The following is a 13,122-nucleotide window of genomic DNA, read 5'->3' as shown; positions in this document are numbered from 1 at the left end:
AATGGACCGATCAGTAAAGACACATAAAAGGTCCACTAGCGAGCGGGAACAGCTTCGACCGACCAGTGAAGCGTAGCATCTACCGGAACGCGTAGTGACTCGCTGTTTACGAATGATGAGACCCCTTGCACCGCAAGCTCCAAAACATATTCCGCAGACTTGACGGCACAGTTCGTTATCGACTTGGCGCCGGATGCAAAGACATCGGATCGACCATCGTGAAATGATGCAATGTGCATAATCGCGATGTCTTAGGCGTTTTAGAACGAATAGACGGACCAATTAGGGAAGGAGGTGTCCGGGCGCGCCTTCATTATTTCGCCCACAACTCCGGAGTCCCGTTACCTCCTTCGGCCCGATTATCAGCAATCCGGCGCCAACTCTTGATGGATAGGTCTTGCTCGCCGCTCATTTGCCGAATATCCCTCGGAGAGCAGACCGCGCCTTCGAGGTGAGGCTTGGATTGGTCTGATCGGACGCGCGGCGAATTTCCTCGAGCCATGCCACTTCGTTCTCGGTGACCGGCGTCCCGAAGATCTGCCGGACGGCAAGCTCGGTGGTGTCGCCGCCGAGCTGCTCGATCGCCAGCTGGAATAGCATCACGGGATCGCAGTCGAGGGCAGTCGCCAAAGCCGACACCCTGTCGAGAGGCAGCTTTGCCGTGCCGGCCTTGATCATGGCGAGCATGTTGGGGTTGACGAATCCGGCTTCGGCGGCAATCGCAATCTGGGTCTTCTTCGGCCTCAGCTCGAGGATGCGCTTTTCAAGATACTTTGCGAGCCTGGTGCCTGCGAAGGGCTTGCCGGAGCGGTTACTCATCGTCACTTTCCTCTGAAATCGCATCTTCGATGTGCTGCTAATTTCTTTATAGCGACGGTCTGTCGGGGATTTCGTGGGGGGTGACGGGTATTCAAGCGAGCCAGCTCTCGCAGTGGATAAAGTCATTACGGAGAGCAATTGTATGTGATATAACCTCTTCTATTACGCCTAGACGTCGAGGATATGTCACACAAGCCTACACAACGCGATCAAGCCCGTGCACTGCTGCTGGATGGCAGTCTGGTCCGTCTGCGCGACCTGACCGGGGCGGGAGTGAGTCCGGAGACAATGGCCCGTCTGGTTCGCGAGGGTGAGGTCGTGCGGCTCGCGCGTGGCCTCTACCAACTGGCAGAAGCCATGCCAGATGCGCGTCGCTCAATCGCTGAAGCTTCGGCGCTGGTTCCCAAAGGGGTGGTCTGCCTCACCTCAGCGCTGCAATTCCACGATCTGACGCTGCAGATGCCCTCAGCCATCTGGATGGCCATTGATCGAACGGGTTGGAAACCGAAAGTCGATTATCCGCCCATCCGTTTTGTCCGCTTCAGCGGCCGTGCCCTTACGGAAGGCATCAAACGCCACCGCATCGAAGGCGTCGACGTGCCAGTGTTCGAGCCCGCGAAAGCCATCGTCGACTGCTTTCGCTACCGCAACAAGATTGGACTCGACATCGCGCTCGAGGGGCTCCGAGAGGGGCTCAGGACGCGACAGGTTACGCCAGATCAACTGTGGAAATTCGCCCAGCCTGGCCGGGTCTGGTCGGTGATGCGCCCCTACGTCGAGGCAATGGTCGCCGATGGCGCATGAGCTTCGCAACGTTGGCGCCTCGGTCAGAGCCCGCCTGCTCGATCGCGCTCGCGAGGAGCGGGCCGACTTCCAGCTGCTGCTAACACGGTATGCGCTTGAGCGGCTACTCTACAGGCTCAGCATATCCACCGAACGCGAGCGCTTTCTCCTGAAGGGCGCGATGCTGTTTGCGGCCTGGCTCGACAATCCCTTCCGCCCTACGCGCGACCTGGATCTTCTCGGAAGCGGCGATGCAGGTGTCGCCACAATGGTCGAGTGCTTCCGAGCAATCTGCTCGACACCTGTGGAGGATGACGGTGTCGAGTTCGACGTTGCTGGACTTACGGCCGAGCCGATCCGCAATGACGCGGAGTATGCCGGCGTTCGTGTCAGGACTGCCGCGACGATTGCCGGCGCACGTGTGCCCATTCAGGTCGACGTCGGCTTCGGTGACGTGGTGACGCCGGCGCCGGTCGAGCTTGAATACCCAACCTTGCTCGACTCGCCACCGCCCCGCCTTCGCGCCTACCCGCCGGAGACGGTCGTTGCGGAAAAATTTGAGGCCCTGGCAAGCCTGGGCGTCGCCAATAGCCGCATGAAGGACTTCTACGACCTGTGGATGATCGCCAGGACCTTCAACTTCGAGGGGAGCGTTCTTTCCTCCGCGATCAGACGAACGTTCGAGCGACGCCAAACGGCCTGGCCGACCGAGATACCGACAGGACTGAGCGTTGCCTTCGCAACAGCAAAGAGCGGTCAGTGGCGGGCTTTCCTGACGCGGGAGCGTATGGTGGCGGCGCCCGACGACTTCGCTACCATCATCGATGGCCTGCGGGTGTTCCTGGCACCGCTTCTGACTGAAGGACCGCACACCGGCCGGTGGCCGCCGGGCGGGCCGTGGACTGAATAGCGTCTCTGCTGCCAAGTTTGGGCATAGGCTATAGCGCGAGGATGGCGCTCACGGTTTTACAGCGTCATTGATTTCATTGGATAATTTTTGGTCGAGAATCAGCTCGTTTTACAGCTAAGCCACTGGAATATAAGCAGCACACCCAGCTTCCCAAGCTGAAGGGTTCGATTCCCGCTACCCGCTCCAGTCTGCTCCGCAAGGGGCTTGCACCCTTGCCAAGCCGCTCCAACTATCGGTTTCGCACGCATTCCGGGAAAACCGCTCCAGCCGTTTTCCCGGCATCGCTTTAGAGCCAAACACTGACCCAGACGCGCCTGCGCCAGCAGCGGACATGGCGGCGGCCGCGGCGCCAATAGCTGCGGCAGACCCTGCGCCAGGCGCGGCGGCGCCCATGACGACGGTGCCGGCGATGCCACCGGCGATGCGAGATCTGCTCCACCTCGGCTTGATCGTCTCCTTCGAAGACGGCCGCATCAGCCCTGTCGAGGTCGTCCTTGTCGAGCTCGTCAAGGATTCCGTTGCCGTTCGGGACCCCGGCAACTGCTGTGCCGGGCCTGGCCAGGCCTGCAAAAGCAACGGCCCCCGCGACGCCAAGCATTCCAGTAAGAAACAACCGACGTTCCATCAAAATCTCCCGAGTTGTTTATCATCGGCGCATCGTTCCCCGGCTCAAAACGAGCTCCGGCGCGAACGCCGATTGGCCTTTGAACGCACTTACCTGGTTTTTGTTCCGGTCATCCCACTTCGCGCAGGATGAAGTCATGCAGCATCTTTGCCGCCGGCGACAGGGCGCGGTTCTTCACTGTGATCAGGCTGTAGGGCCGGACCTCGATGTCGAATTCGGTCTGGACGACATCGATGGCGCCGGCCAGCCCTTCGGGATTCTGGATGAATTTCGCCACCTGGATCGAGACCGGCGCGATGGCGTCGGAGTGCGCGACCATGACCAGGGTCAGGAGCAGCGAACTGGTGTTGAGGATGCGGTCCGGCAGCGCGATGTTGCGGTTCAGGAAATTGCTCTCCATGGCCTGGCGCAGCGGCGAGCCGCCGGACTGGAAAACCCAGTCATAGGCCGCGGTCTCCTCCAACCGCACCGCCTTGCCCTCGGTCAGCGGATGGCCCCGGCGCACGATCAGGCAGGCTTTCTCGACGCCGATCACACGGGACTCGAACAGCCGCGGGTTGAGATCGTCGGGGATGCGCGCGATGATGAAGTCATGGCGCGACGCGATCAACTCGCGCGCCAGCACGTTGGAGGTCTCGACCTGCATGGTGATCTCGATGCGCGGGTAGATGCGGCGGATTTCGCGGATCGCCGGCACCGCGAGCTCGATCGCGGGCGCCGTCACCGCACCAAGGAACACCGAGCCGCCCTTACCCGCCTTGAGTTCGGAGATCTCGCGATCGACCTCGCGCATCTCCAAGAGGATGGAGCGCGCGCGCCTGGCGAGCGCCTTGCCATAGGGCGTCAAGGTGACGCCGCGCGGCAGCCTTTCGCAGAGCGTGACGTCCAGCACGGCTTCCATCTCGGCGATCATGCGCGAGGCCGCCGGCTGTGAGATATTCATGACCTGGGCGGCGGAACTGACCCGGCCGTGATCGTCCAGTGCAACGATCATGCGCATATGGCGCAGGCTGAGGCCGCTGCGCAGCAGGGTCTCGCCGTCACCGGGGAGCACCTCGTAACCTTCTGAAATCCCGCCAGGATTGCGCAACGTTGCCATTGATTTCCCTTCGCTCCCAATGCCCTTGAGTTTAGCGTCAACGTATACCAGTTTCGGTATAGCAATCATCAAAGATCGCATTTGACAGTTATGGCAAAGGGACACACCCTTCGCGCGTCCTGGGGCGTGCCAGTCGATGACGAGGAAAATCGTGTCGATTGAAATCAGTCCCAGGGCCGATTGGGAGGATACCGGAGATCGATAGACGACAGCGGCGCTTGCGCTCCTGCTCGCCTGCGCGGCCCGCGAAGCCCCGAGGTGTCGCGTCCATCAACCAGGGAGAGTAATTGTGAAGATCATCAAGACGCTGGCCGCCGTCGCGGCCCTTGGCATCGCTGCCATGACCTATTCGGCGCACGCCGCCGACAAGGGTCTCGTCGGCGTGCTGATGCCCACCAAGACCTCGCAGCGCTGGATCAACGACGGCGATGCCGTCAAGTCCCAGCTCGAGGCTTTGGGCTATACGGTCGACCTGCAATATGCGCAGGACGACATCCCCAACCAGCTCAGCCAGCTGGAAAACGAAATCACCAAGGGTCCGAAGGCGCTGATCATCGCCTCGATCGACGGCACCACCCTGTCGGATGCGCTGCAGAAGGCCGCTGATGCCGGCGTCGTCGTCGTCGCCTATGACCGCCTGATCAAGAAGACGCCCAATGTCGACTACTACACCACGTTCGACAATTTCGGCGTCGGCGTGATCCAGGCGAATTCGCTGGTCAAGGGCCTCAAGGAGCGCTTCCCGAATACCAAGCCGTGGAACGTCGAACTGTTCGGCGGCTCACCCGACGACAACAACGCCTTCTTCTTCTACAACGGCGCGATTTCCGTCCTGCAGCCGCTGATCGATGACGGTTCGATCAAGATCAAGTCCGGCCAGACCGGCATGGACAAGGTCGGCACGCTGCGCTGGCTCGCCGCCACCGCCCAGGCGCGCATGGACAATCTGCTGTCGGCCAACTATTCGGACGGCAGCCGCGTCGATGGCGTTCTGTCGCCCTATGATGGCCTGTCGCGCGGCATCACCGCCTCGCTGCGCGCTGTCGGTTACGGCACGGAGGCCCAGCCGTGGCCGATCGTGACCGGCCAGGACGCCGAGACCGCCTCGGTCAAGCTGATCATCTCGGGCGAGCAGTACTCGACCGTGTTCAAGGACACCCGCGAACTGGCCAAGGCCACCGTCGAGCTCGTCGACAAGGTGCTCTCGGGCGGCAAGCCGGAAGGCCTCGACACCAAGACCTACAACAACGACGTCAAGGTCGTTCCCTCGATCCTGCTGACGCCGCATGAGGTCGACAAGTCGAACTACCAGGCCCTGGTCGTCGACTCCGGCTACATCAAGGCCGACGAACTGAAGTAAATTCGGTTGTATAGCCAGGGGTCCTGCGCAACGCAGGGCCCCTTTTCGTTCACCAGCGACCCCGGTATTGTTGCGGGTCTCGCAGGAGCACTTTACCCATGGCCTCGACGATTTTGGAGATGCAGGACATCACCAAGACGTTTCCCGGCGTCAAGGCGCTGTCGAACGTCAACCTTCGGGTCGAGGAAGGCGAGATCCACGCCGTGGTCGGCGAGAACGGCGCCGGCAAATCGACGCTCATGAAGGTGCTGTCGGGCGTCTATCCCTCCGGCACCTATGACGGCCAGATCATCTTTCAGGGCCAGGAATGCCAGTTCAAAGGCATTCATGACAGCGAACGCAAGGGCATCGTCATCATCCACCAGGAGCTTGCGCTGGTGCCGATGCTGTCGATCGCCGAAAACATCTTCCTCGGCAACGAACACGCCCGATACGGCGTCATCGACTGGAATGCCAACGAGGCGCGCACCAGCGCGCTGCTGAAGAAGGTGGGCCTCAAGGAGGACCCCAAGACGCTGATCACCAATATCGGTGTCGGCAAGCAGCAGCTGGTCGAGATCGCCAAGGCGCTGAGCAAGGAGGTCAAGCTCCTGATCCTCGACGAGCCGACGGCGTCGCTCAGCGAAAAGGACAGCCAGGCGCTGCTCGACCTTCTGCTCGAATTCAAGCGGCAAGGCATGACCTCGATCCTGATCTCGCACAAGCTCAACGAGGTGAACCGGGTCGCCGACAAGGTGACCGTCATCCGCGACGGACGAACCATCGAGACGCTGTCCAGGAAGGACATCTCGGAAGACCGCATCATCACCTCGATGGTCGGCCGTTCGCTCGACGATCGCTATCCGCCGCGCGAGCCCGATATCGGCGAGGTCGTGTTCGAGGTGAAGAACTGGTCGGTCTATCACCCGCTCCATGCCGAGCGGCAGGTGATCAAGGGCATCGACATCAATGTGCGCAAGGGCGAGGTGGTCGGCATTGCCGGGCTGATGGGCGCCGGGCGAACCGAATTCGCCATGAGCCTGTTCGGCCGCTCCTATGGGCGCCGCATCACCGGCGAGGTGCTGCTCAAGGGCAAGCCGATCGACGTCTCCTCTGTGAGCAGGGCGGTCGAACACGGCATTGCCTATGTGACCGAGGATCGCAAGACCTACGGCCTCAATCTCATCGACCATATCAAGCACAACATTACGCTGGCCAATCTCGGCGGCGTGTCGCGCCACAGCGTGATCGATGATTTGCGCGAGCTTGCCGTCGCCAACGACTATCGCAAGCAGACCAACATCCGCGCCTCCAGCGTCTATCAGATGACCGGCAATCTTTCCGGCGGCAACCAGCAGAAGGTGGTGCTGTCGAAATGGCTGTTCGCCGACCCGGAAGTACTGATCCTGGACGAGCCGACGCGCGGCATCGATGTCGGCGCCAAATATGAAATCTATACAATCATCGCGCGCCTTGCGGCCGAAGGTAAGGCGATCGTGGTCATCTCGTCGGAAATGCCAGAACTGCTCGGCATCACCGACCGCATCTATGTCATGAACGAAGGCCGCATCGTCGGCGAAATGCCCGCGGCGGACGCAAGCCAAGAAAGAATAATGCGCGCCATCGTTCGGGGAGAAGGAAAAGCAGCATGAGCACGGAAAGCGCCCCCGCCCCGCAGAGCAACGTCGCCGAAGATGTAGGGCAGCGTCCACGCATCGCCGTATCGGCGCTGGCGACGAACCTGCGCGAATACGGCCTGATCCTGGCGCTGATCGCCATCATGGTGTTCTTCCAGTTCACCACCTCGGGAACGCTGTTCAAGCCGGTGAACCTGAGCAATCTGGTGCAGCAGAACTCCTTCATCATCGTGATGGCGCTCGGCATGCTGCTGGTCATCGTATCGGGTCATATCGACCTCAGCGTGGGGTCCGTGGCCGGCTTCATCGGCGCGCTGGCGGCGATGATGATGGTGATCTGGCCTCTCGGCATATTCAGCAACCCGCTGGTGGTCTCCATCGTCTGCCTGATCGTGGGCGGCCTCATCGGCGCGGCGCAAGGCTACTGGATCGCCTACCACCGAATACCGAGCTTCATCGTGACGCTGGCCGGCATGCTGATCTTCCGCGGCATCTGCCAGGCGCTGCTCGGCGGCGGATCTTCGGTCGGACCGCTGCCGCCCGAGTTCAAGGCGCTCAGCTCCGGCTTCATTCCAGATGTCATCGGACCGCTGACGCTGATCCCGCCAACGGTGAATGCAGCCGGCAAGACGATTATGGGCAGCGGTCTGACGCTGCACATGACGACGATCGTGCTGGGCCTGATCGCCGTGCTGGCCTATGCCTATTTCGGGCTACGGACGCGACGCAAACGCGAACGCCACGGCTATGAGGCCGAGCCCTTTACCCTGTTCGTCATCAAGACGCTGGTCGGCAGCGCGCTGGCGCTGTTCCTGGTCTACCAGTTCGCCAGCTATCGGGGCCTGCCGGTGGTGCTGCTCGTCATGGGCCTGCTGATCTCGCTGTTCGTCTTCGTCACCAAGCGCATGACGATCGGCCGCCGCATCTATGCGATGGGCGGCAATGCCAAGGCCGCGCAGCTGTCGGGCATCAAGACCGAGCGCCTGACGCTTTACGTGTTCGTCAATATGGGCGTGCTGTCGGCGCTTGGCGGCCTGATCATCGCGGCACGCCTTGGCCAGGCCGTGCCGGCGGCAGGCCTCGGCAGCGAGCTCGACGTCATCGCCGCGGTGTTCATCGGCGGCGCCTCGGCGATGGGCGGCGTCGGTCAGGTCATCGGCGCGGTGGTCGGCGGCTTTATCATGGGCGTGATGAACAACGGCATGTCGATCATGGGCGTCAATGTCGACTGGCAGCAAGTGGTCAAGGGCCTGGTGCTGCTCGGCGCCGTGATCTTCGACGTCTACAACAAGAACAAGGCCTGAACAGGCTTCAGGCGAGGCAAGCAGGAGGCATACGGTCGCGGCGCTGCCGGCAATTCGCCGGCTTGAAAAAGTCCTTCAGGACCGAGCTCGCGAGCGCAATCCGGACGACGAGTTCAACCCGTGGCACGGCCAGTCCGAGCCGCGCAGGTCAGGGTTTGCCAGAAGGCAGCCATGCCAAGATATGAGAGAGGACTGATCATGCTGATCTCGCAGATTCTCGACGACGCCGAGACCATCCGTGTCGTTGCACGCACGGGCGGCAAGACCCGGATCATCAACGGCGCGCGCAGCGTCTATTCGCTGGCGATGGAAGCCGCTCGTACCGGCGTGGGCCTTGCCGCGCTGATCGAACGCAAGGGACTTGGCGAGACCGTCGATCTCGACGCCGCCTACAAGAAGGGGCGGCTGCTGTCGCCGATCAATCATCCCGATCCGGCGCATCTGCATCTGACCGGCACGGGGCTCACGCATCTCGGCTCGGCGGCAACGCGCGATTCCATGCACAAGAAGCTCAGCACCGACGGCGAAGAGCAGCTCACCGATTCCATGAAGATGTTCCGCATGGGGCTGGAAGGCGGCAAACCCGCGAAAGGCCAGATCGGGGTGCAGCCGGAATGGTTCTACAAGGGCAATGGCACGATGGCCGTGGCGCCGGGTGCCGCGCTCCTGTCGCCGGCCTTCGCCAAGGATGCCGGCGAGGAGCCCGAGGTTGCCGGCATCTATGTCATCGGCGACGACGGCGCGCCGTTCCGGGTCGGCTTCACGCTGTCCAACGAATTTTCCGATCATGTGACCGAACGCGTGAACTACCTCTTTCTCGCCCATTCCAAGCTGCGCAACGCTTCCTTCGGACCGGAGATCCTGGTCGGCGACCTGCCCGCCGACATCAGGGGCTCCTCACGCATCTGGCGCGACAGCAAGTTGATGTGGGAAAAGCCGTTCCTGTCGGGCGAAGCGAACATGTCGCACACCATCGCCAATCTCGAACACCACCATTTCAAATATTCGGCTTTCCGCCAGCCGGGCGACGTGCATGTGCACATGTTCGGCACCGCGACCCTGTCCTTCGCCGACGGCATCAAGACCGAGGCCGGCGACGTGTTCGAGATCGAGGCCGGCGATTTCGGCCTGCCGCTGCGCAATCCGCTCGAAATCGAACAGCCGGTGAAGGTGGCGGTGAAGGCGCTGTGAGATGAGCGTGATCTCCTCCCTGGTGGGAGGAGATCGGCAGCTTCCATCTCAATAAATATCGAAGTCGAAATACTTGTCCTGGATCTTCTTGTAGGTGCCGTCGGCGACGATGGCGTCAATGGCTGCGTTGAGCTTGTCGCGCAGCGCCGTATCCTCGAGACGCACGGCAATGCCGGCTTCGGTCTCGGTGCCCTTGACGTCACCGACCATCTTGCAGCAACCGTCGCTCGCCTTCTTCATCCAGTCCATCAGCACGAACTTGTCGGAAAGGACGGCGTCGAGGCGGCCGTTCTGGAGATCGGTGATTGCCTCTTCCTGGGTCGGATAGAGCTTCGCTTCGGCGCCGGCCTTGCCATAGACGTCCTGGGCGTAATTGGCCTGCGTGGTCGCCGCCTGGGCGCCGACCGTCTTGCCGGCGAGTGCCGCCGGTTCGGTCGAGGCGATGTCGCTGTCCTTCAGGGCGACGAGCGACAGCGGCGTCGTATAGTATTTGTGGGTGAACGCGACCTGCTTCTTGCGCTCCTCGGTGATGCTCATCGAAGCGATGATTGCGTCGAATTTCTTGGCCTGCAGCGCCGGGATGATGCCGTCCCAGTCCTGGGTGACGATCTCGCATTCGACCTTCATCTGCGCGCACAAGGCGTTGGCGATGTCGATGTCGAAGCCCTCGACCTTGCCGTCGGGCGTGATGGTGTTGAACGGCGGATAGGCGCCCTCGGTGCCGATCTTGATTTTCTCCGCCGCATGCGCCGATAGGGCGCCGGCACCAAGCGTCAGCATGGCGGCGGCGGCCGCCGATACGATCCATTTCGAAATCTGCATTTTCATTCCCCTTGAGCGCCGCCACGTCGGCGGCCGGCGAGGCAGCCAAGCATGGCGAGCCGGCGCAGGCAAGTATCTTGCCTGACGGTGATGAGCGTTCAGGGCGCGGCGCGAAAGTGCTTGGACAGCTTCAGGCCCTGCGCCTGGTAGTTCGAGCCGAGCTCGGTGCCGTAAAGCGCCTGCGGCCGCTTCAGCATATGCTCGTAGACCAGCCGGCCGACGATCTGGCCATGATCGAGGATGAACGGCACCTCATGGCTGCGCACTTCGAGCACGGCGCGGCTGCCGGTGCCGCCGGCCGCCGAATGGCCGAAACCCGGATCGAAGAAGCCGGCATAGTGGACACGGAACTCGCCCACCAGCGGATCGAAGGGCGTCATTTCGGCCGCGTAGAGCGGCGGCACATGCACCGCTTCCTGGCTGACGAGGATGTAGAACTCGTCCGGATCGAGCACCAGCTCGCCGGCGCCGCTCTTGTGGATCGGCTCCCAGAAGTCGACGATCTCCTGCGCCGCGCGTTTGTCGACATCGACCAGGCCGGTATGGTGCTTGCCGCGATAGCCGACCAGCCCGTCACTGTCGCCGTTGAGATCGATCGACAATGCGATGCCGCCGCCGGAGATGTTTGGCGGTTCGGTGGCGACCAGCATTTCGGCCCGGTGCAATTGATGCAACTCTGCTTCCGAGAGCAGCGCATTGCCGGTGCGGAAGCGTATCTGCGAAAGGCGCGAGCCGGCGCGCACGACGATCGGGAAGGTCCGTGGGCTGACTTCGAGATAGAGCGGACCATGATAGCCGGCGGCGATCTTGTCGAACTCGTGGCCGCGATCGGTCATCACGCGGGTGAAGATATCGAGCCGCCCGGTCGAGCTCTTGGGATTGGCGGACGCCGAAATTTCCGCCGGCAGCGCCAGGCTTTCGAGCAGGGGCACGATGTAGACGCAGCCGGTTTCCAGAACAGCGCCGTCGGCCAGGCTGATCTCGTGCAGCTTCAACCGGTCGAGTTTTTCACTGACCTTATGGTTGGGACCCGGCAGGAAGGACGCGCGCACCCGCCACGCCTTGTCGCCGAGCCTCAGATCAAGGCTGGCCGGCTGGATCTGGTCGGCGTCGAGCGCACGCGACGACTTCAGCGCGCCGGACTGGAACAGCGCCGCAATGTCCTGATCGGGAAGAATTCCTGTCTGCCGCAAAGTCTGGCTCCGCTCTGCTGGTACAAGTCTCTTAATGAAGCCGGCAATTGACGCAAGCGTGGCGCGGGTCTAAAGGGTCGTTATCCCGTGGTGATTTGGCCGGTCGGCTTGCAGCCACGTTAAACAAGTCGCTAAAGGACCGTCGGGCCGCAAGGCCGCATGGACCGGTTGCGACTTTTTCGCGGCCGGTTTTTTTGTGTTTGGATAGGACGATGACGAGCAAGACGCGCAACTGGAAGCCTCAGACCGCACTCGTGCATGGCGGGACCCTGCGTTCCGGCTTCGGTGAAACTTCCGAGGCGATGTACCTGACCCAGGGCTATGTCTATGAAACGGCCCAAGCCGCCGAAGCCCGCTTCAAGGGCGAGGAACCGGGCTTCATCTATTCGCGCTACGCCAATCCGACCGTCGACATGTTCGAGAAGCGCATGTGCGCGCTCGAAGGCGCCGAGGACGCGCGCGCCACCGCGTCCGGCATGGCGGCGGTGACGGCAGCCCTCCTGTGCAGCGTCAAGGCCGGCGATCACATCGTTGCGGCGCGCGCCCTGTTCGGCTCCTGCCGCTGGGTGGTCGAGACGCTGGCGCCGCGCTACGGCATCGAGGCGACGCTGGTCGACGGCACCGACATCGCCAATTGGGAAAAGGCGGTTCGGCCCAACACCAAGCTGTTTTTCCTGGAAAGCCCGACCAACCCGACGCTTGAGGTGGTGGACATCGCCGCCGTCGCTTCGCTTGCCAATTCGATCGGCGCGCGGCTGGTCGTGGACAATGTCTTCGCCACGCCGCTGCAGCAGAAGCCGTTGCAGCTCGGCGCGCATATCGTGGTCTATTCGGCGACCAAGCACATCGATGGCCAGGGCCGATGTCTCGGCGGCGTCATTCTGTCGGACAAGAAGTGGATCGACGAGAACCTGCACGATTATTTCCGCCATACCGGCCCCAGCCTGTCACCGTTCAATGCCTGGACGCTGCTGAAGGGCCTGGAAACGCTGCCGCTGCGCGTGCGCCAGCAGACGGAGAGCGCCGGCAAGATCGCCGATTTCCTGGCCGAGCAGCCGGAGATCGCCCGCGTGATCTATCCCGGGCGCGCCGACCATCCGCAGGCTGACGTCGTGAAGAAGCAGATGTCGGGCGGTTCCACCCTGATCTGCTTTGACGTCAAGGGCGGCAAGCAGGGTGCCTTCGCCTTGCAGAACGCGCTCGACATCGTCCTGATCTCGAACAATCTCGGTGACGCCAAAAGCCTGATCACCCATCCGGCGACGACGACGCACAAGAACCTAAGCAACGAAGCGCGCGCCGAGCTCGGCATCGGACCCGGCACGCTCAGGCTGTCGGTCGGGTTGGAAGATACCGACGATTTGCTGGACGACATCGCGCAGGCGTTGAAGGCCCGATGA

The 13,122-nt window shown here is 62.2% G+C and carries 12 protein-coding genes and 1 riboswitch; of the genes, 8 read left to right on the top strand and 4 right to left on the bottom strand.

Annotated elements, in window-relative coordinates:
- Positions 1-408: 408 nt before the first annotated feature.
- Positions 409-819, bottom strand: a complete 411-nt coding sequence (locus FJ940_RS23510) for a helix-turn-helix transcriptional regulator (RefSeq protein ID WP_140523981.1) — start codon at positions 817-819, stop codon at positions 409-411.
- Between the two features lie 183 nt (positions 820-1,002).
- On the opposite strand from FJ940_RS23510, the gene FJ940_RS23505 reads away from it, so the two are divergent.
- The 3 genes from FJ940_RS23505 to FJ940_RS28555 all read left to right on the top strand — a co-directional run bounded on the left by FJ940_RS23505 (position 1,003) and on the right by FJ940_RS28555 (position 3,269).
- On the top strand, positions 1,003-1,623 hold the full coding sequence (locus FJ940_RS23505; protein ID WP_140658078.1) for a type IV toxin-antitoxin system AbiEi family antitoxin domain-containing protein: 621 nt from the start codon (positions 1,003-1,005) through the stop codon (positions 1,621-1,623).
- On the top strand, positions 1,613-2,512 hold the full coding sequence (locus FJ940_RS23500; RefSeq protein ID WP_140658076.1) for a nucleotidyl transferase AbiEii/AbiGii toxin family protein: 900 nt from the start codon (positions 1,613-1,615) through the stop codon (positions 2,510-2,512). The genes FJ940_RS23505 and FJ940_RS23500 overlap by 11 nt, the downstream gene beginning before the upstream one ends.
- A 391-nt stretch (positions 2,513-2,903) precedes the next feature.
- The gene (locus FJ940_RS28555) at positions 2,904-3,269 is read left to right on the top strand and encodes a hypothetical protein (protein ID WP_140624801.1); all 366 of its coding nucleotides are present in this window, start codon (positions 2,904-2,906) and stop codon (positions 3,267-3,269) included.
- Here the strand turns inward: FJ940_RS28555 and FJ940_RS23490 are convergent.
- Positions 3,247-4,236: a LysR family transcriptional regulator gene (locus tag FJ940_RS23490; protein ID WP_140496609.1), complete on the bottom strand. Its 990-nt coding sequence runs from the start codon at positions 4,234-4,236 to the stop codon at positions 3,247-3,249. The two genes, FJ940_RS28555 and FJ940_RS23490, sit on opposite strands and share 23 nt — an antisense overlap.
- 289 nt (positions 4,237-4,525) lie before the next feature.
- Between FJ940_RS23490 and chvE the strand changes: the two genes are divergently transcribed.
- The 4 genes from chvE (at position 4,526) to araD1 (ending at position 9,707) form a co-directional block, all read left to right on the top strand.
- A complete protein-coding gene (gene chvE, locus FJ940_RS23485; RefSeq protein WP_140496611.1) occupies positions 4,526-5,596 on the top strand; it encodes a multiple monosaccharide ABC transporter substrate-binding protein in 1,071 nt (356 codons plus the stop codon).
- A gap of 98 nt (positions 5,597-5,694) precedes the next feature.
- Complete coding sequence (gene mmsA, locus FJ940_RS23480; RefSeq protein WP_140496613.1) at positions 5,695-7,227, top strand: multiple monosaccharide ABC transporter ATP-binding protein; 1,533 nt, start codon at positions 5,695-5,697, stop codon at positions 7,225-7,227.
- Entirely contained in the window at positions 7,224-8,516 is a 1,293-nt protein-coding gene (gene mmsB / locus FJ940_RS23475; protein ID WP_140496616.1) for a multiple monosaccharide ABC transporter permease, read from the top strand. The genes mmsA and mmsB overlap by 4 nt, the downstream gene beginning before the upstream one ends.
- 198 nt (positions 8,517-8,714) lie before the next feature.
- Positions 8,715-9,707, top strand: coding sequence for an AraD1 family protein (gene araD1 / locus FJ940_RS23470; RefSeq protein ID WP_140496620.1), 993 nt, complete (start codon positions 8,715-8,717; stop codon positions 9,705-9,707).
- Between the two features lie 48 nt (positions 9,708-9,755).
- Here the strand turns inward: araD1 and FJ940_RS23465 are convergent, their stop codons facing one another.
- Both FJ940_RS23465 and FJ940_RS23460 read right to left on the bottom strand, forming a co-directional pair.
- Positions 9,756-10,529, bottom strand: coding sequence for an ABC transporter substrate-binding protein (locus FJ940_RS23465; RefSeq protein ID WP_140658074.1), 774 nt, complete (start codon positions 10,527-10,529; stop codon positions 9,756-9,758).
- Positions 10,530-10,627: 98 nt separating this feature from the next.
- Positions 10,628-11,722 carry a 2'-deoxycytidine 5'-triphosphate deaminase gene (locus FJ940_RS23460; protein ID WP_140496624.1) on the bottom strand — a complete coding sequence of 365 codons (1,095 nt, stop codon included), beginning with the start codon at positions 11,720-11,722 and terminating at the stop codon, positions 10,628-10,630.
- A gap of 77 nt (positions 11,723-11,799) precedes the next feature.
- Positions 11,800-11,877, top strand: a riboswitch (SAM riboswitch).
- Positions 11,878-11,934: 57 nt separating this feature from the next.
- Between FJ940_RS23460 and FJ940_RS23455 the strand changes: the two genes are divergently transcribed.
- The gene (locus FJ940_RS23455) at positions 11,935-13,122 is read left to right on the top strand and encodes an O-succinylhomoserine sulfhydrylase (protein ID WP_140658072.1); all 1,188 of its coding nucleotides are present in this window, start codon (positions 11,935-11,937) and stop codon (positions 13,120-13,122) included.

Source organism: Mesorhizobium sp. B2-3-7 (assembly GCF_006442695.1).
In the GTDB taxonomy this organism is placed as follows: domain Bacteria; phylum Pseudomonadota; class Alphaproteobacteria; order Rhizobiales; family Rhizobiaceae; genus Mesorhizobium.
This window is presented reverse-complemented; position numbering and strand designations above follow the sequence as displayed.

What these genes read in the sequence shown, in the direction of transcription:
- araD1 (WP_140496620.1), top strand. Translation starts at nt 8,715, where the DNA reads ATGCTGATCTCGCAGATTCTCGACGACGCCGAGACCATCCGTGTCGTT.
- mmsA (WP_140496613.1), top strand. Translation starts at nt 5,695, where the DNA reads ATGGCCTCGACGATTTTGGAGATGCAGGACATCACCAAGACGTTTCCC.
- mmsB (WP_140496616.1), top strand. Translation starts at nt 7,224, where the DNA reads ATGAGCACGGAAAGCGCCCCCGCCCCGCAGAGCAACGTCGCCGAAGAT.
- FJ940_RS23490 (WP_140496609.1), bottom strand. Translation starts at nt 4,236, where the DNA reads ATGGCAACGTTGCGCAATCCTGGCGGGATTTCAGAAGGTTACGAGGTG.
- FJ940_RS28555 (WP_140624801.1), top strand. Translation starts at nt 2,904, where the DNA reads ATGACGACGGTGCCGGCGATGCCACCGGCGATGCGAGATCTGCTCCAC.
- FJ940_RS23505 (WP_140658078.1), top strand. Translation starts at nt 1,003, where the DNA reads ATGTCACACAAGCCTACACAACGCGATCAAGCCCGTGCACTGCTGCTG.
- FJ940_RS23455 (WP_140658072.1), top strand. Translation starts at nt 11,935, where the DNA reads ATGACGAGCAAGACGCGCAACTGGAAGCCTCAGACCGCACTCGTGCAT.
- FJ940_RS23510 (WP_140523981.1), bottom strand. Translation starts at nt 819, where the DNA reads ATGAGTAACCGCTCCGGCAAGCCCTTCGCAGGCACCAGGCTCGCAAAG.
- FJ940_RS23500 (WP_140658076.1), top strand. Translation starts at nt 1,613, where the DNA reads ATGGCGCATGAGCTTCGCAACGTTGGCGCCTCGGTCAGAGCCCGCCTG.
- FJ940_RS23465 (WP_140658074.1), bottom strand. Translation starts at nt 10,529, where the DNA reads ATGCAGATTTCGAAATGGATCGTATCGGCGGCCGCCGCCGCCATGCTG.